This window comes from Pseudomonas migulae, assembly GCF_043225285.1.
GTDB lineage: Bacteria > Pseudomonadota > Gammaproteobacteria > Pseudomonadales > Pseudomonadaceae > Aquipseudomonas > Aquipseudomonas migulae_C.
This window is the reverse complement of the sequence record NZ_CP171224.1, coordinates 1,661,503-1,686,052: the sequence shown is the minus strand read 5'-3', so window position 1 is coordinate 1,686,052 and position 24,550 is coordinate 1,661,503. Positions and strand designations below refer to the sequence as shown.

Genomic DNA, 24,550 nt, shown 5'->3' with positions numbered 1-24,550 from the left:
CAAGCGCTTTTTTAAAAAATTTATCTACGCTATCAACCGTTTATCAAAATCCCTCCGTCAACAGCGGTGAAGGGCAGCGCTGGAACCAGCGAGTGGCCTGTTCGTAAGCGTGGGCCAGTTGCAGGACGGCGAAGTCGGCCTGGTGCCTGCCGATGATTTGCAGGCCCATCGGCAAACCGTTCGAATTGAACCCCGCTTGCACGTTCGCCACCGGGCAACCGGACAAGGTGCCCGGGATCACCACCTCCATCCAGCGGTGATAAGTGTCCATGCTCACGCCTTCAATCGATGTCGGCCATGGCTGGGTTTTATCGAACGGGAACACCTGGGCGCTGGGCAGCAGCAAGTAATCGAACTTCTCGAACAACCGTGAGATCGCCCGGTACCAGTTGCTGCGATCCACCGAGGCCTTGAACACGTCGCTGGCGGACAGCTTGAGACCGTGTTCGATTTCCCAGCAGGCTTCCGGTTTCAACAGTGCGCGTTTCTGCGGGTCGGCGTAGGTCGCGCCGAGCGAGCCGGCGACCATCCAGTGACGCAAGGTTCGCCAGCTGCTCCACAGCTGTTGCGGGGCGAATTCCGGCTGCACCGCTTCAACGTGACAACCGATACTTTCGAAGTCGGCGAAGGTTTTTTCGCAGAGCTCGAGAATGCCTTTTTCCATCGGCAGATAGCCGTTGAAATCCCCGAGCCAGCCCAGGCGAGTGCCCTTGAAGTCGCGCTCCAGCGGCGCGGCGAAGGTGTTGCCGGATTCGGCGATGGACAAGGGCGCCCGAGCATCGGCACCCGCCTGCACCGACAGCAGCAACGCGGCATCGCGCACGCTGCGGGCCATCGGCCCTTCGTAGCCCAGCTGATCGATGAACAGGTCGGCGCTGTCATCGAAGGGCACGCGGCCCTGGGACGGACGGAAACCGAAGATGTTGTTGAACGCCGCCGGGTTGCGCAGCGAACCCATCATGTCGCTGCCATCGGCCACCGGCACCAGATGCATCGCCAGTGCCGCCGCTGCGCCGCCGCTGCTGCCGCCCGCCGTTTTGCTCGGGTCGTAAGCGCAACCGGTGGCGCCGAACAGCGGATTGTAGCTTTGCGAGCCGAGGCCGAATTCCGGGGTGTTGCTCTTGCCGATGATGATCGCGCCGGCGGCCTTGAGCCGCTCCACCATGATGCCGTCGCGGTCGGGAATGAAATCCTTGTACAGCGGCGAACCCAGCGTCGTGCGGATGCCACGGGTCAGCGACAGGTCTTTGACCGCATGGGGCAGGCCGTGCATCCAGCCACGGTATTCGCCCCGAGCCAATTCCGCGTCGCGAGCATCGGCCTGGGCCAGCAGGTCTTCCGGTGACTGCAGGCTGATCAGTGCGTTGACCTTCGGGTTGAAGCGATCGATGTGGGCAAGGTAAGTCTGCATCACTTCCCGGCAGGAAACCTGGCGCAGGCGGATGCGTTCGGCGAGTTCATGGGCCTGCAGCAGGACCAGTTCGCTGATGTTATTAGAAGTCATTGCAACGCTGCCTTTCGGACGGCTGGAGAAACGCCCCGTCACCGCGACGGGGCGGCAGAAATCAACGCATCAGGCTGGTCCAGAGACGGTCGGCCAGGCGGATCGCGCCTTCGCCGCAGGTCTTGCTGAACACCACCTGGGTGCCTTCGGGAATGTGCAGCTCCGGGGCGTCCTTGAGGCTGGCGTCGAGGAACGGTTCCACCCCTTTGATCGGGCTTTGGTGCTTGAGGAAGTTCTGGGTCATCGCGGCGTTTTCAGGCTGGCTGAGGAACGCGATAAACGCCTTGGCGTTCGCCGGGTTCTTGCTGCCGGTCGGGATCACCATGTTGTCGACCCACGCCAGCACGCCTTCTTTCGGGTAGAGGTATTTCAGGCTCGGTTTCATTTCCCGGGCGCGCATCGACGAACCGCCCCAGAACATCGACATGTCGACTTCACCCGCGGCCAGGTTCTCGCGAATCGAGCCGGCCTTGGAGCTGTAGGTTTTGACGAACGGCTTCTGTGCCTTGAGCAGTGTCAGCACCTGCTGCATCTGCTTGGGGTCTTCACTGCACAGCGGGATATTCAGGTACAGGCTGGCGACATCGATCACTTCGCTGGCCGAGTCGAACATGTTGATCCGCCCCTGCAATTCCGCCGGCGGCTCGTACAGCACTTTGTAGCTGTCGGCCGGGCCTTTGTAGCGTGCGGTGTCCAGCACCACGCTGGTAGTGCCCCAAATGAACGGAACGGAATACGCCCCTTCCGGATCCCAGGTCGGTTTTTTCAAGTTATCCACAACACCGGCGTAGTAGGGCTCGTTGACCGGGTCGAAGCGTTCCAGCAGGTTTTCCTTGATCAGGATCGGAATGAACTGGTGCGACGGAATCGCTACGTCGTAACCCGCGCCGCCCTGTTTAAGTTTGGCCAGCAAGGTTTCGTTGGAATCGTAGGAATCCACGGTGACTTCAATGCCGGTCTGCTTTTGGAACTTGGCGAGGATCTCCGGCGAAAAGTAGCCACTCCAGCTGACCACGTTGAGTTTTTCCGCGGCCTGAACACTGCCGGCCAAAGTCAGTAACAACGAGGTCCCGATGCTTGCAATCAACTTGCTCATGCTATTTCCCCACAGTACGTAGAAGGTTCAGGTGTTCTTTTTGCCCAGCAGGTAGGAGAGGCTGACGAACAGCACCGAGACGCCCAGGATCAGGGTCGAGACGGCGTTGACGTCGGGTGTCACGCCCATGCGCAACAGGCCGAAAATGAAGATCGGTAGGGTCGTGGTGCCGGCCTGGGAGACCATCATCGAGATCACGAAGTTATCCAGCGAGACGATGAAGGCCAGCATCAGCCCGGAGAAAATCCCCGGCATCAGCAGCGGCAGGGTGACTTTGCGAAACGTCCGCCACGGCCCGGCGTAGAGGTCGGCCGACGCCTGTTCCAGGGACAGGTCCATGTCATTGAGGCGCGCGCGGATCGGCAGGTAGGCAAACGGAATGCAGAACACCGTGTGCGCGATGATCAGGTTGCCGTAGCCCAGGGACACGCCGAGGGTGGAGAACAGCGCCAGCGTGGCGACGCCGACCACGATTTCCGGCAGCACCAGGGGCAACATGATCGCGCCCATCGACAGCTGCAGGCCCTTGAACTTGGCGCCCCGCGACGTGCCGAGGGCGGCGAGGGTGGCAATCGCCGTGGCGATCATGCTGGCGCACACGGCGATCAGCAGGCTGTTGCCGGCCGCCTGGCGCAGAGCCTGGTTGGCGAATGCCGCGCGGTACCAGTCGAGGCTGAAGCCGGTCCACACCGTTGCGGACTGGTTGGCGTTGAACGAGAAGACCACCAGCACCACGATCGGCGCGTAGAGGTACAGGTAGAACAGGAAACTGAAGCCGCCGAAGCCAGGGAAATCCTGCACACCCAGGCCGTTTCGCTTGAATAGACGCAACATCATGCACCTCCTTTCGCGATGCGCTGGCGCTCGGCGCGCAAGGCATACACCGTCAGCACCAGCATCACTGCCGCCATCAACACCAGGGACAGCGCGGCACCGAAGGGCCAGTTACGCGCATCGCTGAACTGACGGAAGATCAGGTTGCCGAGCATCATCCGTGTACCGCCGCCCAGCAATTCCGGAGCGATCATCGCGCCCAGGCAAGGTACGAACGTGAGGATGGCGCCGGCAAGAATCCCCGGCTTGGCGATCGGCAGCACCACTTTGCGCAAGGTGCGTAGACGTCCGGCGTAGAGGTCCTGAGCGGCCTCCAGCAGGCGGATATCCATCTTCTCCAGCGTCGCGTAGATCGGCAGCACCACGAAGGGCGCGTAGGTGTAAACCAGCCCCAGCAGCACCGCGCCGTCGGTGTAGAGCAGTTGCAACGGCTGGTCGATGACCCCGAGGCCCATCAGGCTGTTGTTGATCACCCCGGTGTTGCGCAGCAGCAGAATCCAGGCGTAGGTGCGGATCAGCAGGTTGGCCCAGAACGGCACGGTAATCAGGAAAATCAGCAAGCCGCGGCGGTTGGCCGGCTGCATCGCCAGCCACACCGCCACCGGAAAACCGATCAGCAGCGTGATGATCGTCGTCAGTCCGGCGATGCCGATGGAGCGCAAGGCGATCATCAGGTAGGAGTCGGCGAACGCCAGACTGTCGTCCAGTTGCCGTTCGAACAGCAACGAGGTGTAGGCGTCGCTGCTGAAGACTTTATTGACCCCGCCGTAGGGGTTGGCTTCCATCAGCGAATAGCCGATGACAATCAGGATCGGCACGATCAGAAACAGGCCGATGGCGATCAGCGCCGGGCTGACCCCGAGAAAGCTCTGGAAGGCCTTGCGGCGCTCCAGGGTGTTGGCGATCGGTAAGGCGTGCATGGCAAATCCTCGGGCTCAATCGTGCAGGACGCTGGCGCTGCCGCTGTCGAACAACAGGCCGGCCTGTGTGCCGACAGCGAAACGCAGGCTGCGGTCGACGCTGTTTGGCGTGCGCACGGTGAGGCGCGAACCGTCGCTGAGGCTGACTTGATATTGCAGGTCGGTGCCGAGGTAGATCTGTGCCTCGATCCGGCACGGCAATGCGCCGTTGGTGTTGCTTGGCACCAGGTGCAGACGCTCGGGGCGCACGGAGAGTGCGACGTTGGCGCCGACCTGAACATCGCTGCAAGGCTGTGCCGGCAGCGGATGCCCGGCGGGTCCGGCGAACCAGGCCTGGCCGTTTTCCACACGAGTGACCGTGCCTTCGATGAAGTTGGTTTCGCCGATGAAGTCCGCAACGAAGCGATTGCGCGGGCGTTCGTAGATGTCCTCCGGGCGTCCGACCTGTTGCACTTCGCCTTCGGACAGCACGGCGATGCGGTCGGACATGGTCAGCGCTTCTTCCTGGTCGTGGGTGACGAAGATGAAGGTGATGCCGGTCTTGGCCTGGATGGTTTTCAGCTCTTCACGCATGGCCTGACGCAGCTTGAGGTCGAGGGCCGACAGCGGCTCGTCGAGCAACAACACTTTGGGATGCGGTGCCAGTGCCCGGGCGAGGGCGACGCGTTGTTGCTGGCCGCCGGACAGTTGCGCCGGCCTGCGTGCGGCGAAGCGTTCCATCTGCACCAGCGCGAGCATTTCCCGCACGCGCTCGGCGACCTGGGTCTTGCTCATCACCTTGCCCATCGGGTGCGATTCGAGGCCGAAGGCCAGGTTCTCGGCGATGGTCATGTGCGGGAACAGCGCGTAATGCTGAAACACCGTGTTGACCGGACGCTCGAACGGCGGGCGGTCGGCGATGTTTTCGCCGTAGAGCAGAATCTCGCCCTCGGTGGGAAACTCGAACCCGGCGATCATCCGCAAGAGTGTGGTTTTGCCGCAGCCGGAAGGGCCGAGGAGGGTGAAGAATTCGTTGTCGCGAATGTCCAGGTCGATGCTTTTCAGCGCCACCGGACCGGACTGTGGATCTCCGTAGACTTTGCGTACCGAGCGGATGGACACCGCCAGTGTTTGCAGCGAATGCACAGCATTCATGCGTTACCTCCGATTCCCCCATCGCCTGCGGATGCGCTGATGTCAGCTGCGCCGTCGGGCCATGGATATTATTTTTTTGGGCAGGATCGAGATGTGTTCGGGTGTTGTGAGCCAGCTGTTTTTTGTTTTGCTGTGCTTCGATTATCAGTGAGGGGTTGCAGGGGCGAAACTTCAATTTTAACATACGACCTGTTAAATAATTTAATAGCAAAAGGTGTCCGGAACCATGCCTGACCACCGTTTACCGCCACTGAATGCGGTGCGTGCCTTCGATGCGGCGGCCCGTCTGGGCAGTTACGTCGAGGCCTCGAAGGCGCTGCACGTGACCCAGCCTGCGATTGGTCGGCATGTGAAGTTGCTGGAGGAATGGTTGGGCATCCAACTGTTCGAGCGCACCTCGCGCGGGGTGACCTTGACGCTGGCGGGCGAGAAATATCACCGCAAGATCGCGGCCGCCCTGCAGCTGATGATCGAGGCCGGGAAGGAGGCGCGCCCCAGGGACGCCGAGCGCTGGCTGCGGATCATGGTGGTGCCGGGCTTTGCCAAGCGCTGGCTGATGCCGCGTATTGAAACCATGCGGCATTTGCGCCCGGGCTTGAAATTCGCCATCGAGCCCAACTCCACCTTCACCGATGTCGATGGCAAGAGTGCTGACCTGGGAATTGTCTACGGCGTGGACGGGCAATATGCGCATTCCCGCGAGAGCCTGATTCGCCCGCGGGTGTTTCCGATCTGTACTCCCGATTATCTCGCCAGCGTAGCGCCGATCGAGAGTCCCGCTGATCTGGTGAAGCACAACCTGATTCATGTGGATGACGGTGAATGGTGGAACCTGTGGTTTGCCGCCCATGAGCTGGATGTGCACCTCACTTCGGACATGCTCTACGTCAACAATGACCATGCGCTGTCGGTGGCCGAGAGCGGGCAGGGTATTGCGCTGGCCAATGAAGTGCTGGTTCGGGAGGAGCTCAAAAGCGGCGCGCTGGTGCGGGCGCTGGATGCGGAGGTCAAGCTGGAGAGTTATCGGGTGTTGACGCCGTCTGCTGAGCTTTCGGCGGATGTTTCGTGGTTTATTCAGTGGTTGAAGATTGAGCTGGAGCGGGACTTTCCGGAGGCGGTGATTTTGCCTGTCTAGTTGCTGGCGATGAAATTTTCAGCTTTTTGCTTTTTGCTTTGGGTGGAGTACATATCCGTTGCTGCGGTGATGGCGGCTATTGGTTTCGCCCTTACGGCGAGTCACTTGGAGAAACGGAACGCCGCCCGGCGCCAAGTAACCAAGCGCTTTTGCCCCTTTCGTTCGGTGCCTCGCCTAGGCTCGGCATTCCCTCGCTCCGGTCCTGCTCCGTGGGCCCGCCGCCATCGGCCATCCATGGCCGGGGGCGGCTAACCCGGCATCCATGCCGGGTTGCCCACTGCGCAGAACCTGCGCTCGGCCTCTCGAGGGGGCGACCACCGCCACAGCCGCCGAGGCGGCCTTAAAGCCGACCTGGCTCTTTGGTCGACCGCGTTGTTCTTTTGGCTGCGACCTCATTCCGGATATGTACACCATTCCCCTGTAGGAGCCGGCTTGCTGGCGATGGACGTCAACGATGACGCGGGCTGTCTGGGTGAATGCAGCGTCTGGGCGTTTTTCGCCGGCAAGCCGGCTCCTACACGGGATTGGGTTCACACGGTCAAAACTGTAGGAGCCAGCTTGCTGGCGATGGACGTTAACGGTGACGCGGGCTGTCTGAATGAACGCGTTGTTTGGGCGTTTTTCGCCAGCAGGCTCGCTCCTACAGATGATGGGGTTCACACCGTCGAAATTGTAGGAGCCAGCTTGCTGGCGATGGACGTCAACGATGACGCGGGCTGTCTGAATGAACGCGTTGTTTGGGCGTTTTTCGCCAGCAAGCTGGCTCCTACAGGGGATCGCATGCGCTTTTGACTTTCACCACTCATCAGGCCGAGCGTTAGCTCGCCTTGGCTTTTGATCTTGCGGTACACGCCCCCGGCCATGGATGGCCGATGGCGGCGGGCCCACGGAGCAGGACCGGAGCGAGGGCATGCCGAGCCTAGGCGAGGCACCGAACGAAAGGGGCAAAAGCGCTTGGTTACTTGGCGCCGGGCGGCGTTCCGTTTCTCCAAGTAACTCGCCGTAAGGGCGAAACCAATAGCGGCCGTTACCGAAGAAACGGATATGCCCCCAAAGCCCTCAGCCCAACCGAAACCGCCCCGTGTTATCACTCAACGCCTTGCTACCCTGACTCAACGTATCCGCCGCCTGATTCACCGCCCGCGCCCCTTCCAGCAAACGGACCGCCGCCTGATCAACCTGCTGGATGTTGCCGCTGACTTCGTCCGCCGTCGTCGCTTGCTCGTCGACCGCCGTGGCGATCTGCGCCAGCGTATCGGTGACACTCTGCACAGCGCTGGCAATTTCCCCCAGGCGCTCGCCAAGACCAGTGACCGCCTCCGCATCGGATTGCGCCTGGCCGCAGGCAGCTTCCATCAGGCTCACGGCTTCATTCACCGTGTTGCGCAAACTATCGACAGTGCCGGCGATCTGCGCGGTGGACGATTGGGTGCGTTGCGACAGGCTGCGCACCTCATCGGCCACCACCGCAAAGCCACGGCCCTGTTCACCGGCACGCGCGGCCTCGATGGCGGCGTTGAGCGCCAGCAGGTTGGTCTGCTCGGCGACACCGCGAATGGTGTCGACCACCAACTGAATCTGCTGCCCTTGTTCACTGACTCGCCCGAGTGCCGCCGCCGTGTCATTCAAGCGCTGATTGAGCTGCTGAATGCTCGCGGTGGTGCGCTGGCTGTCGCGGCTGCTGTCGGCCGCGATGCGGTGGGTGTGCTGGGCGCTGCCGGAGGCCTGTTCGCAACTTTGGGCGACGCCTTGGGACGTGGCGGCCAACTGCGTGGCCGCCGCCGCGATCTGACTGATCTGCAATTGCTGCGCTTCGACCTCACCCAACGCACCGCTGGAATGATGGTTGAGCGTGCGCACCGCGTTACTCAGCTGCAAGGTTTCGTGATCGACCCCCAACAGGCTGTTGCGCAGTTGCACCACGGCCACGTTGAGTGCGGTGCTGATCGCCGCCAGTTCGTCACGACCCTCGACCGGCACTTGCAGGCTCAGGTTTCCATCGCGCAAGGCTTCGGCCAACAAGGTGATGCCGCTGGCACTACGACGGATCGAAGCCTGCAAGCAGATGAACAGGTACAACGCGGCCAGCAACAGGCAACCAAAAATCACGGCCACCAGAATGAACTGACGAATTGCCGAACCGTGGTAGTAATCCAGACGCAGATCCAGCGAGACCAGCGACTGCTGGCGCAACGAAGCGAGATCGGTGAGCAGGGCGTCCAGGTTGTGTTCGAACTCCTCGGGCTTGAGCTTGATGCTGCCGCCAAACACGCCGTCATCGAGCACTTTCAGCTCGGCGTCGAGGTGCTTGAGGCTGTCGTGGTATTGCCCGGCCCAGGCCTGCAAGGCGCTCGGCAGGCGGGCTTCCAGCAGGGTCGCGGTTTTGACCAGCTGTTCGCGGGCATCGCCAATGCGGCTGCGCAGGTCGCGCAGTTGCAGGCGGCTTTGCAGGGTGAATTGCCCCGACACCACCGACGCCTGGCCAACGCTGGCCAGACGGCCGACGCGCTCGATCAGGTCCGGCGCGTGCTGCGTCGAGATCTGCGTCAGCAGGTAGGTTTCCAGCCACGGCGCGAGCGTCAGGCGATTGTCCATGGCGATCTGTTCACGCAGGGCTTGCAGGGCGCTCAAGGCGTTGGTGAAACGGTCGTAACCATCCGGCCACCAGCCGACGCCGCTCAGGCTTTTCGAGTCGAGGCCATTCAACGCGGTTTGCAGCGCCTGATAGCGCGTGAGGGTTTCGCCCTCGGCACCTTCGGTCTGCAAGGCGTTGCCAAGGTCCGTGGTGGCCTGGGCAACGGCCGGCTGCACGGCATCGAACGCGGCCATCGCGGCGAGAGTGGCCGGTGTCGGTTGGCGAGTGGTTTCGGTGGCGCGCCAGCGCGCGGCGCGGTCACGCTGGGCGGCAAGCAGGTTATCGAGCGCATCCAGTGCGAGCAGTTGCCGGACCCCGGCACGCTCGCCGGAGATCAGGTTGAGTTTGGCGCGATAGTCCTGGCCGATCATCAGCAGGCTGCCCGCGAGCGGCAGGATAAACAGTAGAAACAACAGCTGAAATTTGCGTGCGAAGCCGAAACGCCCCAGCAGCCCGATCCCCGGAGATAAAAAAGCCTGCATGCCCCATGACTCCTGTGGACACCACGCACCAATGGCGTGCGTCGAAGTCGTTGCGACCGCGACTCGTGCCCTTTTTAAAGGCCTCGAAAGTTCACCCTCGCCAGCTCTGTAGGCCGACTCTGTAGCGAAACTTCCCATTCTCGGTGCCCTTTGTAAGGGCGCCGCGTTGAAGGTGATAAACAAGGCAAGATTCAGACCATGGCGATGGGCTATTACCGGCGTATACCTGTAGGAGCGAGCCTGCTCGCGATGCGCGTACAGGCACTGCGTTAATTCAGAAAATACACGTCACCGTTAACGACCATCGCGAGCAGGCTCGCTCCTACAGGGGGAGGAAGAGGGAATTAGTTCGTTAGCTGGCTAAGGGGATGGCGCTGTTGCACTGAAAAATGGCACATTGACGCACCTGCCCGTGTGCACCCATCTGCTGTACGGAAATTCCCATGGCTATCAGCAATGCCCAGACCGGCACAACGCCGGCGTCCGCGACTTCACAAAGCAGCCCGCTGGTCATGCGCATCATCGGCGCCGTTGCGCTGGCGCATTTGATCAACGACCTGATTCAGTCGGTGCTGCCGTCGATTTACCCGATGCTCAAGGCCAACTATGGCCTGACCTTCACCCAGGTCGGCCTGATCACGTTGACCTTCCAATTGACCGCTTCGCTGTTGCAGCCGTGGGTCGGTTACCACACAGACCGTCATCCCAAGCCGTGGCTGCTGCCGGCCGGGACGGTGTGCACCTTGATCGGCATCATGATGATGTCGGTGGTCGGCACCTTCCCGTTGATTCTGCTGGCGGCGGGGTTGATCGGCATTGGCTCGTCGACCTTTCACCCGGAAGCTTCGCGCATCGCCCGACTGGCTTCGGGCGGGCGCTTCGGTCTGGCGCAATCGACCTTCCAGGTCGGCGGTAACGCGGGCTCGGCCTTCGGTCCGTTGCTGGCGGCGGCAATCGTCATTCCGTTCGGCCAGGGCCATGTCGCGTGGTTCGGGCTGTTCGCGGTGTTTGCGCTATTCGTGCTCTACCGGATCAGCCGCTGGTACGCCCATCACCTGAACCTGTTCAAGCTCAAGCAAGGTCAGGCCGCCACCCATGGCTTGTCGAAGGGCCGGGTCATCAGTGCGCTGGTGGTGCTTGGGCTGCTGGTGTTCTCCAAGTATTTCTACATGGCCAGTCTGACCAGTTACTTCACCTTCTACCTGATCGAGAAATTCGACCTCTCGGTGGCCAGTTCGCAGCTGCACCTGTTCCTGTTTCTCGGGGCGGTGGCGGCGGGGACGTTCTTCGGCGGACCGATTGGCGACAAGATTGGGCGTAAGGCGGTGATCTGGTTTTCGATCCTCGGCGTTGCGCCGTTCACCCTGATCCTGCCGCACGTTGATCTGTTCTGGACCAGCATCCTGAGCGTGGTGATCGGCTTCATCCTGGCCTCGGCGTTCTCGGCCATCGTGGTGTATGCGCAGGAACTGGTGCCGGGCAATGTAGGAATGATTGCCGGCGTATTCTTCGGGCTGATGTTCGGTTTCGGCGGGATTGGCGCGGCGTTGCTGGGGCATCTGGCGGACATTCACGGCATCGAATACGTGTACTACCTGTGCTCGTTCCTGCCGTTGTTCGGGGTGTTGGCGATCTTCCTGCCGAGAACCAGAAAGGCCTGAACACCGCCCCTGCAAGACGGGGTGTTGCCCGGATTTCAGGCACAAAAAAGCCGCGTATCAAACGCGGCTTTTTCTTGGGCGGCTGCTGCTTCCTGAAACTTAGACGTTGAAACGGAAGTGCATCACGTCACCGTCTTTCACGATGTAGTCCTTGCCTTCCAGACGCCATTTACCGGCTTCCTTGGTACCAGCTTCGCCCTTGTACTGGATGAAGTCGTCGTAGGCGATGACTTCGGCGCGGATGAAGCCTTTTTCGAAGTCGGTGTGGATCACGCCAGCGGCTTGCGGTGCGGTGGCACCGACGCGGACGGTCCAGGCGCGGACTTCTTCGACACCGGCGGTGAAGTAGGTCTGCAGGTGCAGCATTTCGTAGCCGGCGCGGATCACGCGGTTCAGGCCAGGCTCTTCGAGGCCCAGGGCTTCGAGGAACATGTCTTTCTCTTCGCCGTCATCCAGCTCGGCGATTTCCGCTTCGATCTTGTTGCAAACCGGAACAACCACGGCGCCTTCATCTTCGGCGATGGCCCGGACCACGTCCAGGTGCGGGTTGTTCTCGAAACCGTCTTCAGCGACGTTGGCGATGTACATGACCGGTTTGGTGGTCAGCAGGTGGAAGCCCTTGATCACCGCTTTTTCGTCAGTGCCCATGCTCTTCATCAGGCTGCGCGCCGGCTTGCCTTCGGTGAAGTGAGCGATCAGTTGCTCCAGCAGGCCTTTCTGGACCACTGCGTCCTTGTCACCGCCCTTGGCGTTACGCGCGACTTTCTGCAGTTGCTTCTCGCAGCTGTCGAGGTCGGCGAAGATCAGTTCCAGGTCGATGATTTCGATGTCGCGTTTCGGGTCGACGCTGTTGGAGACGTGGATCACGTTCTCGTCTTCGAAGCAGCGGACCACGTGGGCGATGGCATCGGTTTCACGGATGTTGGCCAGGAACTTGTTGCCCAGGCCTTCACCTTTCGACGCGCCGGCAACAAGGCCTGCGATGTCGACGAATTCCATGGTGGTCGGCAAGATGCGCTTTGGATTGACGATGGCAGCCAGGGCTTCCAGACGCGGATCCGGCATCGGCACGATACCGCTGTTCGGCTCGATGGTGCAGAAGGGGAAGTTCTCGGCCGCGATCCCGGATTTGGTCAGGGCGTTGAACAGGGTGGACTTGCCGACGTTAGGCAGGCCGACGATGCCGCAATTGAATCCCATGGTGTTTCCCCTCGGATAAGAGTCAGGCCTTCTGGCTGTGCAGGTTTTTCATCGCGCGGTTCCATTCCCCGGCGAGGATATCCGGCAGCACGCCGAGGGCAAAGTCGATGCTGGCATCGAGTTTTTCCTGTTCGGCGCGTGGCGCACGACCCAGGACGAAATTTGAAACCATACTGGCTACGCCCGGATGGCCGATGCCAAGCCGCAAGCGGTAGAAGGTATTCTGATTGCCCAGTTGCGCGATGATGTCGCGCAACCCGTTGTGACCGCCATGGCCGCCGCCCTGTTTGAGCTTGGCAACGCCCGGAGGCAGGTCGAGTTCGTCATGCGCCACCAGGATTTCTTCAGGCTTGATGCGGAAGAATCCTGCGAGTGCCGCGACGGCCTGGCCGCTGCGGTTCATGTACGTGGTGGGTATCAGCAGACGAACATCCTGACCCTGATGCGAATAGCGCCCGGTCAGGCCGAAATATTTGCGATCCGCCACAAGGTTCACACCTTGCGCGTTCGCGATGCGCTCAACAAAAAGGGCCCCTGCGTTATGCCGGGTCTGTTCGTATTCAGCGCCTGGATTTCCCAGGCCAACGATCAGTTTGATGGCAGTCACGATAGGGGCCCTTCCTTGGAGTGGTGGATAACATCGCCGCAATCTGGGTGTGCGGCGAAAGTGGACGACAAGTGCTCATTTACCATTATGTAAACTCCGCGTTCTCGCCCGCTTTCTCGCTACGTTCCAGTCCGCGATGTTACCTGGTCACTCCGGCATCACAGAGTGAATTACTCTGCAGCGCCTTCAGTAGCTTCTGGAGCAACACGTGGAGCGTGGACGTTGGCAACAGCCTTGTCATCGCCGTGTGCCAGAGCAACAAACTCAACGCCTTTAGGGGCTTTGAGGTCGGACAGGTGAATGATCGAACCGATTTCGGCGTTAGCCAGGTCGACTTCGATGAACTCAGGCAGGTCTTTCGGCAGGCAGGAAACTTCGATTTCCGAAGTCACGTGCGAGATTTCGCCGCCTTTCTTGATCGGTGCTTCTTCGTTGATGAAGTGCACTGGAACGATAGCGGTCAGTTTCTGACCAGCTACTACGCGTACGAAGTCAGCGTGCAGTACGTGGCCTTTGGACGGGTGACGTTGCAGAGCTTTGATCACGACGTTTTGCTTGGTGCCGCCAACGTTCAGCTCGATGATGTGGCTGTAAGCCGCTTCGTTTTCGAGCAGTTTGGCAACTTCTTTAGCCAGCATGCTGATGGATTCAGGGGCTTTGTCGCCACCGTAAACTACAGCTGGTACCAGGCTTGCGAGACGACGCAGGCGGCGGCTCGCACCTTTCCCCAGGTCGGAACGCACTTCAGCATTCAGAGTAAAATCGTTCATGTTGTATCTCCAAAATAACCACATTCGCCCCAGCGTTTGCGACCAGCGCTAAAGGCGATATGGGCAAAAAAGCCCCGCCCCGACAGGAATGCCGGGGCGGGGCGCTTTTCGTCAACGGGATGATCGAGAAGGGCAGGGCCCTTAACGGAACATCGCGCTGATCGATTCTTCATTGCTGATGCGGCGGACCGCTTCGGCAACAACCGGCGCGATATCCAGTTGACGGATACGCGAGCAGGCTTGAGCAGCAGCGGACAACGGGATGGTGTTAGTCACCACCAGTTCGTCCAGCATGGAATTTTCAATGTTTTCGATCGCCCGACCGGACAGCACAGGGTGTGTGCAGTAGGCGAAAACCTTGGCAGCGCCATGCTCTTTCAAGGCCTTTGCCGCGTGGCACAGAGTGCCGGCGGTATCGACCATGTCATCGACCAGAATACAGGTACGCCCTTCGACATCACCGATGATATGCATCACTTCAGAGTGATTGGCTTTCTCACGGCGTTTGTCGATGATCCCGAGATCAACGCCCAGGGATTTGGCAACGGCCCGTGCACGCACGACGCCACCAATGTCCGGGGACACGATCATCAGGTTTTCGAAGCGCTGATCTTCAATGTCATCCACCAGAACCGGGGAGCCGTAGATGTTATCTACCGGAATATCGAAGAAGCCCTGAATCTGGTCAGCATGCAGATCAACCGTGAGAACACGATCGATGCCGACTACGGTAAGCATGTCAGCGACGACTTTCGCGCTGATAGCCACACGTGCGGAACGCGGACGGCGATCCTGACGGGCATAACCAAAGTAAGGAATAACAGCAGTGATACGAGTAGCCGAGGAGCGGCGGAAGGCATCAGCCATCACTACCAGTTCCATCAGGTTATCGTTGGTCGGAGCGCAAGTCGGCTGAATAATGAAGACATCTTTACCGCGGACGTTTTCATTGATCTCGGCTGTGATTTCGCCGTCGGAAAACTTACCGACAGAGATGTCACCGAGAGGGATATGCAGCTGACGTACGACACGCCGAGCCAGATCGGGGTTAGCATTCCCCGTAAAGACCATCATCTTGGACACGCGCAGTACCTAGAGGCTGAGGGTAACCTGGATGAGTATAGAAAATGGCAGGGGCGGCTGGATTCGAACCAACGCATGGCAGGATCAAAACCTGCTGCCTTACCGCTTGGCGACGCCCCTGTATCTGTTGCAACGAGTACCCAGTACTCGGTTCCTTTAGAGCAGACTTTGCAGCTTGCGATGCAACATCGAAACGTTGCTTCCTTTTGCTACAAACCCTGTAAGGGTCTCTGTAAGAAGGGCCGAGACTTTATCAGCTTCAGCTTTGCTTGGGAAGCCCCCAAACACACAACTTCCAGTTCCGGTGAGTTTTGCTTCGGTAAAATTACCTAACAAATTCAATGCGTTACGAACATCTGGATAACGCCTTGCTACCACCGGTAAGCAGTCATTTCGACTGTTTCCCTTGGGAACGGGGCGCACTTTAATGGGAGAAGAGTTACGTGTCAACAACGGATCTGAAAAAATTTCTGCTGTACTTACAGAGACTTGCGGCACAAGCACGAGATACCACGGTTCTTCGGGGTCTACAGGGGTAAGTTTCTCGCCAACGCCCTCCGCGAAAGCCGCGTGGCCACGCACGAAAACCGGGACATCGGCGCCCAGCGTCAAGCCCAGCGCGGCGAGTCGATCCTCATCCCAACCCAGTTGCCAGAGGTGATTCAGACCGAGCAAAGTCGTCGCGGCATTCGAACTGCCGCCACCGATTCCGCCGCCCATGGGCAGAATTTTTTCGATCCAGATGTCGATGCCGAGCGAACAACCGGATTGCTCCTGAAGTTTTTTCGCGGCGCGGACAATCAGATTGCTGTCGTGGGGCACACCTTCGAATTCGGTGTGCAGTTGAATCACCCCGTCGTCGCGCACGGCGAAGGTGATCTCATCGCCGTAGTCGAGGAACTGAAAAATTGTCTGCAACTCGTGGTAACCGTCTTCACGGCGGCCGAGGATGTGCAGCATCAGGTTGAGTTTGGCCGGGGAGGGCAAGGTCAGGCGTGGGGCGCTCATGTTCATTGCCCCAGCTTGCGTGGTTGCCATTCCTTGATCACCAGCGTGACGTCAAGGTCGGCACCGTGCAGTTTGATCCGCTCGGGCAGCCAGAAGCCGTTTTGCTCGGCATAGCTCAGGTATTCGACTTGCCAGCCATCCTGATCCAGATTGGCCAGGCGGCTGTTGCCGTCGAGGGTCAGACGACTCTTGCTGTCCGGCGCCGGGAGTCCGCGAACCCACCAGGCCAGATGCGACACCGGCAGTTTCCAGCCGAGCTGTTCTTCGAGCAGCACCTCCGGATTCGGCGCGTCATAGCGTCCCTGATTGGCCACTTCCAGCGAGACCTTGCCCGGGCGCCCGGTCAACCGCGCTGCACCGCGACCCAGCGGGCCGGAGAGGCGAATGTCGTAGTAATCCTGTCGCTGCAGCCAGAACAGCGTGCCGCTACCGGAGTCTTTCGGTGCGCGAATGCCGATCTTGCCGTTGATCTGCCAGCCATCAAGGCTGGTCAGTTGCTGTTTGTGCTCGCGCCATTGGGTCGGGTCGCCCTGGCCCTGAACGGATTCGCGGGCACCGAAGCCCGCGCAACCGGCGAGCAGGGCGATGAAACTGAACACGATGAAGTGGCGCAAAAACATAATCTTAAAGAGTCTCTGATCCGGTCAGGCGTTTGATGGTGCCGCGCAGGACGGGGCTGTCGGGTTGTTCCTTGAGGAATTTGCCCCAGATTTGCCTGGCTTCTTTTTGCTTGCCGTTGGCCCACAGGACTTCGCCGAGGTGAGCGGCCACTTCCTGATCGGGGAAACGATCCAGCGCCTTGCGCAACAATTGTTCGGCTTCGTCGAGGTTGCCCATGCGGAAATTCACCCAGCCGAGGCTGTCGAGGACCGCCGGGTCTTCCGGATTGATCTTGTGCGCCTGTTCGATCAACGCCTTGGCTTCGGCGTAACGCGTCGTGCGATCGGACAGGGTGTAGCCGAGGGCGTTGAGGGCCATCGCGTTGTCCGGGTCGCGCTTGATGATCAGGCGCAGGTCTTTTTCCATCTGCGCCAGGTCATTGCGTTTTTCCGCCTGCATGGCGCGGGTGTACAGCAGATTCAAATCGTCCGGGTATTGCTGCAAGGCTTTGTGCAGGACACTCCAGGCCTTGTCCCCCTGATTGTTGGCGGACAGGGTTTCGGCTTCGATCAGATACAGCTGGATCGCGTAATCGGGTTGCTCATCGCGTTCTGCCGCCAGACGGCTTTGCGCTTCGGCGGTCTTGCCGTTGTTCATGAGGATATCGGCCTGACGCAATTGCGCCGGCAGGTAATCGTTGCCGGGGCCGACCTGGGCGTATTCGATCAGGGCGCCCTGGGGATCGTTGCGCTCTTCAGCGATACGTCCGAGGTTCAAATGCGCTGAATCGACATGGCTTTCCCGTGCGATCAGGTCTTCCAGGTAACCCTTGGCCTCGTCCCAGGCCTTGGCTTCCAGGCAGACCAGTGCCAGGGAATAACGCAGTTCGTCGTCTTCCGGATACTGCTGAACCAGGCTCGAGAACTCGGCCTTGGCGTCGTCCATGCGGTCCTGCTCGACTAGCATGCGCGCGTAAGTCAGGCGCAGACGCTTGTCGTCCGGGTACTTCTTGATGCTTTTCTGCAGCAGCGGCAAGGCTTCATCGCCGCGATCGAGGGTTTGCAGCAGACGCGCGCGCAGCAGAATCGGGGCGATTTCGCCGTCGTCCGGCGGATTGTCTTCCAGCAGGGTCAAGGCGCCTTTGCTGTCGCCGTCCTGCTGCATCAGCAGGGCCTTGCCGAAAATCAGCTGGCTGTTGTTCGGATGACGCTGCAATAAACGGTCAAAACTTTTCATCAGACCGTTGCGGGTTTCCTGGTCGGTGTCCGCGGCGGACAGCGCAAGGAAGTCGAAATGCGTGTCGCCCTTGCCTTGCAGGACTTTCTCCATATAGGCCATGGAGTCGTCGTAACGCCCGGCTCGCGCCAGTTGCACGGCGGCGGCCCGTTGCGCCTCGAGGTCGTCCGGGGCGTTTTTCGCCCAGATCAGCGCGGTGTCCAGGGCGGCCTGATCGGCGCCCAGGTACTCGGCGATGCGGAACGCCCGCTCGGAGATGCCCGGATCCTGGGTGTTGATGGCCTGGGTCACGTAGTTGTCCAGCGCAATGTCGAAACGATTGCGCTGGCCAGCCAGTTCGGCGCTCAACAGACTGAAGACGGTTTCTTCACTGAATGAGCTGTAGACCTTGGGCTTTTCAGGGGCCGGAGTGCTGTCTTCGACCGGCGGCGTACCGTCCGACGAAACGGGTGCCATGGACTGGCAGCCGCTGAGGAAGACAAAAGCGAGGAGCAACGCGGAAGATCTATTCATATAGGAAGAGGACGACTAACCTGCGGTCGGATCATCATGACACAAGCCTTCGGCCAAACATAACCGGCCGACCACTTCGATTTGCACTATCCCTTGTAGGAGCGAGCTTGCTCGCGAAAAACCTATAGGCGCGGCGTACATTCAGGCAGCCCGCGTCATCGTTAACGTCCATCGCGAGCGAGCTCGCTCCTACAGGGGGATGGTGTAAACGAGAACCGCTCGCAAACCCGGACACCACCTACCGGACCAATAGAGATCGAGTAGTTGTCCTCGTTGTGGCGAAGTAGGACAATTGCCGGCTTCACGTCACCATCAGCGACCTTGAATGGCCTTCCTTGCACTCGGTATTAACCACAAGACTGCTTCAGTAGACGTCCGCGAGCGCGTGGCCTTTACCCCTGAGCAGCTGGTTGAGGCCTTGCAGCAGCTCTGCCGACTCACCGACAGCCGCGAAGCTGCGATCCTCTCCACCTGCAATCGCAGTGAACTCTATATAGAACAGGATCACCTTTCGGCTGACATCATCCTGCGCTGGCTGGCCGATTATCACCATTTGAGCCTCGAAGAGCTGCGCGCGAGCAGTTATGTGCACGAAGAGGATGCGGCAGTTCGTCACATGATGCGGGTCGCTTCCGGGCTCGATTCGCTGGTGCTGGGCGAGCCGCAGATTCTCGGCCAGATGAAATCCTGCTACGCCGTGGCCCGCGAGGCCGGCACCATCGGCCCGCTGCTCGGTCGCCTGTTCCAGGCGACGTTCAACGCCGCCAAGCAAGTGCGCACCGACACCGCCATCGGTGAAAACCCGGTGTCCGTGGCGTTTGCCGCGGTCAGCCTGGCGAAACAGATTTTCAGCGACCTGCAACGCAGCCAGGCCTTGTTGATCGGCGCCGGCGAGACCATCACCCTGGTCGCCCGCCATCTGCATGAGCTCGGCGTAAAACGTATCGTCGTCGCCAACCGCACCCTCGAACGTGCGAGCATCCTGGCTGAGCAGTTTGGCGCCCATGCCGTATTGCTTTCGGACATCCCGGCTGAACTGGTGCGCAGCGACATCGTCATCAGTTCCACCGCCAGCCAGTTGCCGATCCTCGGTAAAGGCGCGGTGGAAAGTGCCTTGAAACTGCGCAAGCACAAACCGATCTTCATGGTGGACATCGCCGTACCGCGCGATATCGAGCCTGAAGTCGGCGAGTTGGACGACGTTTACCTGTATAGCGTCGACGATCTCCACGAAGTGGTCGCCGAAAACCTCAAGAGCCGTCAAGGCGCTGCGCAAGCGGCAGAGGAAATGGTCTCGGTGGGCGCCGAGGATTTCATGATCCGCCTGCGCGAACTGGCGGCGGTGGACGTGCTCAAGGCCTATCGTCAGCAAAGCGAACGCCTGCGCGACGAAGAATTGCAGAAAGCCCAGCGGATGCTGGCCAACGGCAGCAGCGCCGAAGACGTGCTGGTGCAGCTGGCGCGTGGCTTGACCAACAAACTCCTGCACGCCCCGAGCGTGCAGTTGAAAAAGCTCTCTGCCGAAGGTCGCCTCGACGCACTGGCCATGGCCCAGGAACTCTTTGCCCTCGGTGAGGGCTCATCGGATAGCTTTTCGGATAAAAAACCGCAATGAAAGCGTCACTGCTCAATAAGCTGGACATCCTCCAGGACCGTTTCGAGGAATTGACCGCCTTGCTTGGCGACGGCGAGGTCATTTCCGATCAGACCAAGTTCCGCGCCTATTCCAAGGAATACGCGGAAGTCGAGCCGATCGTCGACACCTATAAACAGTTGCTCAAGGTGCAAAGCGACCTCGAAGGTGCCCAGGCCCTGCTCAAGGACAACGACCCGGACATGCGCGAAATGGCCGTGGAAGAAGTCCGCGAAGCCAAGGAACAACTGATCGAGATCGAAGCCCGACTGCAACGCCTGCTGCTGCCCAAGGACCCGAACGACGGACGCAACGTGTTCCTCGAAATCCGCGCCGGCACCGGCGGTGACGAGGCGGCGATTTTCTCCGGCGACCTGTTCCGCATGTATTCGCGTTACGCCGAGCGTCGCGGCTGGCGGGTGGAGATCCTCTCGGAAAACGAGGGCGAACATGGCGGTTATAAAGAAGTCATTGCCCGCGTCGAAGGCGACAACGTCTACGGCAAGCTGAAATTCGAATCCGGCGCGCACCGCGTGCAACGGGTTCCGGCCACTGAATCCCAGGGCCGCATCCACACCTCGGCCTGCACCGTGGCGGTATTGCCCGAGCCGGACGAGCAGGAAGCGATCGAGATCAACCCGGCGGACCTGCGGATCGATACCTACCGCTCCTCCGGTGCCGGCGGTCAGCACGTCAACAAGACCGACTCGGCGATCCGCATCACGCACTTGCCGTCCGGTATCGTCGTCGAGTGCCAGGAAGAACGTTCCCAGCACAAGAACCGCGCCCGGGCGATGTCCTGGCTGTCGGCCAAGCTCAACGACCAGCAGACCAGCGCCGCAGCGAATGCCATCGCCAGCGAGCGTAAGTTGCTGGTGGGTTCGGGTGATCGCTCGGAGCGGATCCGCACCTACAACTTTGCTCAGGGCCGGGTCACCGATCACCGGGTCAACCTGACGCTGTACTCTCTCGACGAAATCCTCGCGGGTGGCGTCGATGCGGTGATCGAGCCGTTGCTGGCCGAGTATCAAGCGGACCAGTTGGCGGCCATCGAATGACGATCATTGCCAGCCTGTTGCGCGCCGCTGATCTGCCCGACTCGCCGACGGCGCGCCTGGATGCCGAATTGCTGCTGGCCGCAGCGTTGGGCAAGTCCCGCAGTTTTCTGCACACCTGGCCGGAGCGCATCGTGCCGAGCGACGCGGCACTGAAGTTTGCCGAGTACCTGCAACGCCGTCGCGGCGGCGAGCCGGTGGCCTACATTCTCGGCCAGCAGGGTTTCTGGAAACTTGATCTGGAAGTCGCGCCGCACACCCTGATCCCGCGCCCGGACACCGAACTGCTGGTGGAAGCCGCGCTGGAATTGTTGCCGGCCACGCCTGCGAAAGTGCTCGATCTTGGCACCGGCAGTGGCGCAATCGCCCTGGCGCTGGCCAGCGAACGCCCGGTCTGGAAAGTGACCGCTGTGGATCGCGTGATCGAAGCCGTGGCCTTGGCCGAGCGCAACCGCCAGCGTCTGCACCTGAACAATGCCACCGTGTTGAGCAGCCACTGGTTCAGCGCTTTGGAAGGTCAGCGTTTTCAGTTGATCATCAGCAATCCGCCTTACATCGCAGCGACCGATCCACATCTGGTCGAAGGCGATGTGCGTTTTGAGCCGGCCAGCGCGCTGGTGGCTGGTGCCGACGGGCTCGACGACTTGCGTCTGATCGTCGCCCAGGCGCCGGATCATCTGGAAGCGGGCGGTTGGCTGATGCTCGAACACGGCTATGATCAAGCCGAAGCCGTGCGCGATTTGTTGCAGGCCCGCGGCTTTGAAGAAGTCCACAGCCGCACCGATCTGGGCGGTCACCAACGGATCAGCCTGGGGCGCCTGCCGTGCTGAATGATCAGGAATTGTTGCGCTACAGCCGGCAGATTCTGTTGCAGCACGTCGACATCGACGGTCAGTTGCGACTGAAACAAAGCCGCGTGTTGATCGTCGGTCTCGGCGGTCTCGGTTCGCCGGTTGCGCTGTACCTCGCCGCCGCCGGTGTCGGCGAACTGCACCTGGCGGACTTCGACACCGTCGACCTGACCAACCTGCAACGCCAGATCGTTCACGACACCGACAGCGTTGGCCTGACCAAGGTCGACTCGGCGATTCGCCGGCTGAGCGCGATCAATCCCGAGATCCAGTTGATCGCCCATCGCGCGGCGCTGGATGAAGATTCCCTGGCCGCTGCGGTGGCGGCGGTGGACCTGATCCTCGACTGCTCCGACAATTTTTCCACCCGCGAAGCGGTCAACGCCGCCTGTGTGGCCGCCGCTAAGCCGCTGGTCAGCGGCGCGGCGATTCGTCTCGAAGGGCAATTGTCGGTGTTCGACCCGCGTCGTCCGGAAAGTCCGTGTTACCACTGTTTATATGGGCACGGCAGCGAAGCCGAACTGACGTGCAGTGAAGCCGGTGTTGTCGGGCCATTGGTCGGGCTGGTCGGCAGCCTCCAGGCGCTGGAAGCGATGAAGGTGCTGGTGGGGTTCGGCGAGCCGCTGGTGGGACGCCTTTTGTTGATCGATGCCCTGGGCTCGCGTTTCCGCGAGTTGCGGGTCAAGCGCGATCCGGGTTGCAGCGTCTGTGGGTCGAAACATGCGTGAAGCGCCGATAGGCGTGTTCGACTCCGGCGTCGGTGGGCTGTCGGTGCTGGCTGAAATCCAGCGAGCGCTGCCCAACGAAACGCTGCTGTACGTCGCCGACTGCGGGAATATCCCCTACGGCGAGAAAACCCCGGAATTCATTCGTCATCGTTGCAGCGTGATGGCTGAGTTTTTCCAGGAGCAGGGCGCCAAGGCTTTGGTGCTGGCCTGCAATACGGCGACGGTCGCCGGTGTTGCCGACTTGCGTCGCGACTATCCCGAATGGCCCATTGTCGGCATGGAACCTGCGGTCAAACCGGCGGCCGCCGCGACCCGCAGCGGCGTGGTCGGCGTGCTCGCTACCACCGGCACCCTGCAGAGTGCCAAGTTCGCCGCGCTGCTCGACCGCTTCGCCACCGATGTGCAAGTAATCACGCAACCGTGTCCGGGCCTCGTCGAGCTGATTGAAAACGGCGACTTGCACAGCGCCACACTGCGCGAGCTGCTGGCGCGGTATGTCGGGCCGCTGCTCGCTGCAGGCTGCGACACGATCATCCTCGGCTGCACGCACTATCCCTTCCTCAAGCCGTTGCTCAAGCAGATGATCCCTGGTGACATCAGCCTGATCGACACCGGTGCCGCCGTGGCCCGCCAGCTTCAACGCCTGTTGGCCGAGCGCGAATTACTCGCTGACGGACCTGCTCGCGCCACGCAATTCTGGTCGAGTGCCGATCCGGAACATTTCAGAAATATCTTGCCGGTCCTGTGGAATACCTCGGGTGTTGTGAGAAGCTTCGACAGGTAAGGGAATTGTTGGGGAAAACGGGTAATTGGGGTGAACTTCTGATTAAGCGTCGACTTCTATAGTTTTAGTTCTGCTGAGCAACAAAAAAACCATACGAAATCGTTCGGGAAAGGATGTTTCTAATGAAGCGACTATTCTGCTTGGCCGCGATTGCGGCCGCTTTGATGGGGCAAAGTTTTACCGCACAGGCGGCAGGTGTGGAGTTCGCGGTCGGCCAGACCAGTGATTCGACCATGACCTACCGATTGGGCATGCAATTCGATTGGGACAAGAGCTGGTTGCAAAGTGACGTTGGTCGTTTGACCGGTTACTGGAGCGGCGCCTACACCTATTGGGAAGGTGACGAGTCTTCCAGCAACAATAGCGTCTCGTTCTCGCCGGTACTGGTTTACGAATTCGCCGGGCAGAACGTCAAACCGTATGTCGAGTTGGGTGTTGGGGTCGCGTTGTTTTCCAACACTGAATACGAAGGCAACAAACTGGGCAGCGCCTTTCAGTTCGAAGACCGCCTCGGGTTTGGTCTGCGGTTTGCGGGCGGGCATGAAGTCGGAATCCGTGCGACGCACTATTCCAATGCCGGGCTCAGCAGCCCGAACAACGGCGTAGAAAGTTACGCGTTGCATTACACGATGCCGTTGTAAGACAAAACGCGATCCCTTGTAGGAGCTGGCTTGCCGGCGATGGTGTGTCAGCTACGGTGATGTTGACTGACACTCCATCGCCGGCAAGCCAGCTCCTACAGGGAACGAGGTGTCTTCGAAGTCACCGATACGCCGTGGTTATCCCCTGGCGCTCATCGATGCACTCCGGCGCGCCCATCTCGAACTCCCGGCAGATCAGCGGGCGCTTTTCGTAGATCGTGCACATCATGCTGTTGCGATCCAGCGCGGCGCACCAGCCGTCGTCCAGACGCAGCATGACTTCTCCGCCCCAATCATCGGTGTCGATAAAACGCTCGGGCACGCCCGTATCGGTGATCAGCATGACTTCGAGTTGGCAGCAGCAGGCCGCGCAGGTCGAGCAGGTGACCGCCGGTTCGGCGATTTGCGTGTGGGGGATGGTTTTCATGGCGCGCAGTGTA

The 24,550-nt window shown here is 60.4% G+C and carries 23 protein-coding genes and 1 tRNA gene; 9 read left to right on the top strand and 15 right to left on the bottom strand.

Annotated elements, in window-relative coordinates:
• Positions 1–43 precede the first annotated feature (43 nt).
• The 5 genes from ACF6ZU_RS07805 to ACF6ZU_RS07785 all read right to left on the bottom strand — a co-directional run bounded on the left by ACF6ZU_RS07805 (position 44) and on the right by ACF6ZU_RS07785 (position 5,488).
• Positions 44–1,504: an amidase gene (locus ACF6ZU_RS07805; protein WP_392891310.1), complete on the bottom strand. Its 1,461-nt coding sequence runs from the start codon at positions 1,502–1,504 to the stop codon at positions 44–46.
• Between the two features lie 61 nt (positions 1,505–1,565).
• Entirely contained in the window at positions 1,566–2,600 is a 1,035-nt protein-coding gene (locus ACF6ZU_RS07800) for an extracellular solute-binding protein (RefSeq protein WP_392891309.1), read from the bottom strand.
• Between the two features lie 27 nt (positions 2,601–2,627).
• The gene (locus ACF6ZU_RS07795; protein WP_392891308.1) at positions 2,628–3,437 is read right to left on the bottom strand and encodes an ABC transporter permease; all 810 of its coding nucleotides are present in this window, start codon (positions 3,435–3,437) and stop codon (positions 2,628–2,630) included.
• Positions 3,434–4,354, bottom strand: coding sequence for an ABC transporter permease (locus tag ACF6ZU_RS07790; RefSeq protein ID WP_392891306.1), 921 nt, complete (start codon positions 4,352–4,354; stop codon positions 3,434–3,436). The genes ACF6ZU_RS07795 and ACF6ZU_RS07790 overlap by 4 nt, the downstream gene beginning before the upstream one ends.
• Positions 4,355–4,369: 15 nt before the next feature.
• Positions 4,370–5,488 (bottom strand): ABC transporter ATP-binding protein, encoded by a 1,119-nt coding sequence (locus ACF6ZU_RS07785; RefSeq protein ID WP_392891305.1) that lies wholly within the window; start codon positions 5,486–5,488, stop codon positions 4,370–4,372.
• 226 nt (positions 5,489–5,714) lie between these two features.
• On the opposite strand from ACF6ZU_RS07785, the gene ACF6ZU_RS07780 reads away from it, so the two are divergent.
• Together ACF6ZU_RS07780 and ACF6ZU_RS07775 are read left to right on the top strand one after the other, a co-directional pair.
• Entirely contained in the window at positions 5,715–6,623 is a 909-nt protein-coding gene (locus tag ACF6ZU_RS07780; protein ID WP_392891303.1) for a LysR substrate-binding domain-containing protein, read from the top strand.
• A 441-nt stretch (positions 6,624–7,064) separates the two neighbouring features.
• Positions 7,065–7,415: a hypothetical protein gene (locus ACF6ZU_RS07775; protein WP_392891301.1), complete on the top strand. Its 351-nt coding sequence runs from the start codon at positions 7,065–7,067 to the stop codon at positions 7,413–7,415.
• 267 nt (positions 7,416–7,682) lie between these two features.
• Here the strand turns inward: ACF6ZU_RS07775 and ACF6ZU_RS07770 are convergent, their stop codons facing one another.
• Complete coding sequence (locus ACF6ZU_RS07770) at positions 7,683–9,218, bottom strand: methyl-accepting chemotaxis protein (RefSeq protein WP_392893741.1); 1,536 nt, start codon at positions 9,216–9,218, stop codon at positions 7,683–7,685.
• Between the two features lie 965 nt (positions 9,219–10,183).
• Between ACF6ZU_RS07770 and ACF6ZU_RS07765 the strand changes: the two genes are divergently transcribed.
• Entirely contained in the window at positions 10,184–11,401 is a 1,218-nt protein-coding gene (locus tag ACF6ZU_RS07765) for an MFS transporter (RefSeq protein WP_392891299.1), read from the top strand.
• Between the two features lie 99 nt (positions 11,402–11,500).
• On the opposite strand, the gene ychF is transcribed toward ACF6ZU_RS07765, so the two are convergent.
• From ychF to ACF6ZU_RS07725, 8 genes are all read right to left on the bottom strand, one after another.
• Positions 11,501–12,601 carry a redox-regulated ATPase YchF gene (gene ychF / locus ACF6ZU_RS07760; protein WP_392891297.1) on the bottom strand — a complete coding sequence of 367 codons (1,101 nt, stop codon included), beginning with the start codon at positions 12,599–12,601 and terminating at the stop codon, positions 11,501–11,503.
• A 22-nt stretch (positions 12,602–12,623) separates the two neighbouring features.
• Positions 12,624–13,208 (bottom strand): aminoacyl-tRNA hydrolase, encoded by a 585-nt coding sequence (gene pth, locus ACF6ZU_RS07755; RefSeq protein ID WP_008037207.1) that lies wholly within the window; start codon positions 13,206–13,208, stop codon positions 12,624–12,626.
• Between the two features lie 170 nt (positions 13,209–13,378).
• Entirely contained in the window at positions 13,379–13,978 is a 600-nt protein-coding gene (locus ACF6ZU_RS07750) for a 50S ribosomal protein L25/general stress protein Ctc (RefSeq protein ID WP_392891294.1), read from the bottom strand.
• A gap of 141 nt (positions 13,979–14,119) precedes the next feature.
• Positions 14,120–15,061: a ribose-phosphate pyrophosphokinase gene (locus tag ACF6ZU_RS07745; RefSeq protein ID WP_003208392.1), complete on the bottom strand. Its 942-nt coding sequence runs from the start codon at positions 15,059–15,061 to the stop codon at positions 14,120–14,122.
• Positions 15,062–15,106: 45 nt separating this feature from the next.
• Positions 15,107–15,181, bottom strand: a tRNA-Gln gene (locus ACF6ZU_RS07740).
• A gap of 36 nt (positions 15,182–15,217) precedes the next feature.
• The gene (gene ispE, locus ACF6ZU_RS07735) at positions 15,218–16,069 is read right to left on the bottom strand and encodes a 4-(cytidine 5'-diphospho)-2-C-methyl-D-erythritol kinase (protein WP_392893739.1); all 852 of its coding nucleotides are present in this window, start codon (positions 16,067–16,069) and stop codon (positions 15,218–15,220) included.
• Positions 16,070–16,071: 2 nt separating this feature from the next.
• Positions 16,072–16,689, bottom strand: a complete 618-nt coding sequence (lolB, locus tag ACF6ZU_RS07730; protein ID WP_392891291.1) for a lipoprotein insertase outer membrane protein LolB — start codon at positions 16,687–16,689, stop codon at positions 16,072–16,074.
• Between the two features lie 4 nt (positions 16,690–16,693).
• Positions 16,694–18,418, bottom strand: a complete 1,725-nt coding sequence (locus tag ACF6ZU_RS07725) for a tetratricopeptide repeat protein (RefSeq protein ID WP_392891289.1) — start codon at positions 18,416–18,418, stop codon at positions 16,694–16,696.
• A gap of 325 nt (positions 18,419–18,743) precedes the next feature.
• Between ACF6ZU_RS07725 and hemA the strand changes: the two genes are divergently transcribed.
• From hemA to ACF6ZU_RS07695, 6 genes are all read left to right on the top strand, one after another.
• Positions 18,744–20,033, top strand: a complete 1,290-nt coding sequence (hemA, locus tag ACF6ZU_RS07720; protein WP_392891288.1) for a glutamyl-tRNA reductase — start codon at positions 18,744–18,746, stop codon at positions 20,031–20,033.
• Positions 20,030–21,109 (top strand): peptide chain release factor 1, encoded by a 1,080-nt coding sequence (prfA, locus tag ACF6ZU_RS07715; RefSeq protein WP_392891286.1) that lies wholly within the window; start codon positions 20,030–20,032, stop codon positions 21,107–21,109. The genes hemA and prfA overlap by 4 nt, the downstream gene beginning before the upstream one ends.
• Entirely contained in the window at positions 21,106–21,936 is an 831-nt protein-coding gene (gene prmC, locus ACF6ZU_RS07710; RefSeq protein ID WP_392891284.1) for a peptide chain release factor N(5)-glutamine methyltransferase, read from the top strand. The genes prfA and prmC overlap by 4 nt, the downstream gene beginning before the upstream one ends.
• Positions 21,930–22,685, top strand: coding sequence for a molybdopterin-synthase adenylyltransferase MoeB (locus tag ACF6ZU_RS07705; protein ID WP_392891282.1), 756 nt, complete (start codon positions 21,930–21,932; stop codon positions 22,683–22,685). Before prmC ends, ACF6ZU_RS07705 begins: the two co-directional genes overlap by 7 nt.
• Positions 22,678–23,469, top strand: a complete 792-nt coding sequence (gene murI / locus ACF6ZU_RS07700) for a glutamate racemase (RefSeq protein WP_392891280.1) — start codon at positions 22,678–22,680, stop codon at positions 23,467–23,469. Before ACF6ZU_RS07705 ends, murI begins: the two co-directional genes overlap by 8 nt.
• 122 nt (positions 23,470–23,591) lie before the next feature.
• Complete coding sequence (locus ACF6ZU_RS07695; protein ID WP_392891278.1) at positions 23,592–24,110, top strand: acyloxyacyl hydrolase; 519 nt, start codon at positions 23,592–23,594, stop codon at positions 24,108–24,110.
• A gap of 121 nt (positions 24,111–24,231) precedes the next feature.
• Here ACF6ZU_RS07695 and ACF6ZU_RS07690 read toward each other — a convergent pair whose 3' ends face one another.
• Positions 24,232–24,537, bottom strand: coding sequence for a YkgJ family cysteine cluster protein (locus ACF6ZU_RS07690; protein ID WP_084320418.1), 306 nt, complete (start codon positions 24,535–24,537; stop codon positions 24,232–24,234).
• Between the last annotated feature and the right edge of the window lie 13 nt (positions 24,538–24,550).

Coding starts and splice junctions, on each gene's coding strand:
- ACF6ZU_RS07790 (WP_392891306.1), bottom strand. CDS start 4,354: ATGCACGCCTTACCGATCGCCAACACCCTGGAGCGCCGCAAGGCCTTC.
- ispE (WP_392893739.1), bottom strand. CDS start 16,069: ATGAGCGCCCCACGCCTGACCTTGCCCTCCCCGGCCAAACTCAACCTG.
- prfA (WP_392891286.1), top strand. CDS start 20,030: ATGAAAGCGTCACTGCTCAATAAGCTGGACATCCTCCAGGACCGTTTC.
- hemA (WP_392891288.1), top strand. CDS start 18,744: ATGGCCTTCCTTGCACTCGGTATTAACCACAAGACTGCTTCAGTAGAC.
- ACF6ZU_RS07770 (WP_392893741.1), bottom strand. CDS start 9,218: ATGGACAATCGCCTGACGCTCGCGCCGTGGCTGGAAACCTACCTGCTG.
- prmC (WP_392891284.1), top strand. CDS start 21,106: ATGACGATCATTGCCAGCCTGTTGCGCGCCGCTGATCTGCCCGACTCG.
- murI (WP_392891280.1), top strand. CDS start 22,678: ATGCGTGAAGCGCCGATAGGCGTGTTCGACTCCGGCGTCGGTGGGCTG.
- ACF6ZU_RS07765 (WP_392891299.1), top strand. CDS start 10,184: ATGGCTATCAGCAATGCCCAGACCGGCACAACGCCGGCGTCCGCGACT.
- ACF6ZU_RS07800 (WP_392891309.1), bottom strand. CDS start 2,600: ATGAGCAAGTTGATTGCAAGCATCGGGACCTCGTTGTTACTGACTTTG.
- ACF6ZU_RS07780 (WP_392891303.1), top strand. CDS start 5,715: ATGCCTGACCACCGTTTACCGCCACTGAATGCGGTGCGTGCCTTCGAT.
- ACF6ZU_RS07725 (WP_392891289.1), bottom strand. CDS start 18,418: ATGAATAGATCTTCCGCGTTGCTCCTCGCTTTTGTCTTCCTCAGCGGC.
- ACF6ZU_RS07695 (WP_392891278.1), top strand. CDS start 23,592: ATGAAGCGACTATTCTGCTTGGCCGCGATTGCGGCCGCTTTGATGGGG.
- ACF6ZU_RS07795 (WP_392891308.1), bottom strand. CDS start 3,437: ATGATGTTGCGTCTATTCAAGCGAAACGGCCTGGGTGTGCAGGATTTC.
- ACF6ZU_RS07805 (WP_392891310.1), bottom strand. CDS start 1,504: ATGACTTCTAATAACATCAGCGAACTGGTCCTGCTGCAGGCCCATGAA.
- ACF6ZU_RS07750 (WP_392891294.1), bottom strand. CDS start 13,978: ATGAACGATTTTACTCTGAATGCTGAAGTGCGTTCCGACCTGGGGAAA.
- ACF6ZU_RS07690 (WP_084320418.1), bottom strand. CDS start 24,537: ATGAAAACCATCCCCCACACGCAAATCGCCGAACCGGCGGTCACCTGC.
- ychF (WP_392891297.1), bottom strand. CDS start 12,601: ATGGGATTCAATTGCGGCATCGTCGGCCTGCCTAACGTCGGCAAGTCC.
- lolB (WP_392891291.1), bottom strand. CDS start 16,689: ATGTTTTTGCGCCACTTCATCGTGTTCAGTTTCATCGCCCTGCTCGCC.
- ACF6ZU_RS07775 (WP_392891301.1), top strand. CDS start 7,065: ATGGACGTCAACGATGACGCGGGCTGTCTGGGTGAATGCAGCGTCTGG.
- ACF6ZU_RS07785 (WP_392891305.1), bottom strand. CDS start 5,488: ATGAATGCTGTGCATTCGCTGCAAACACTGGCGGTGTCCATCCGCTCG.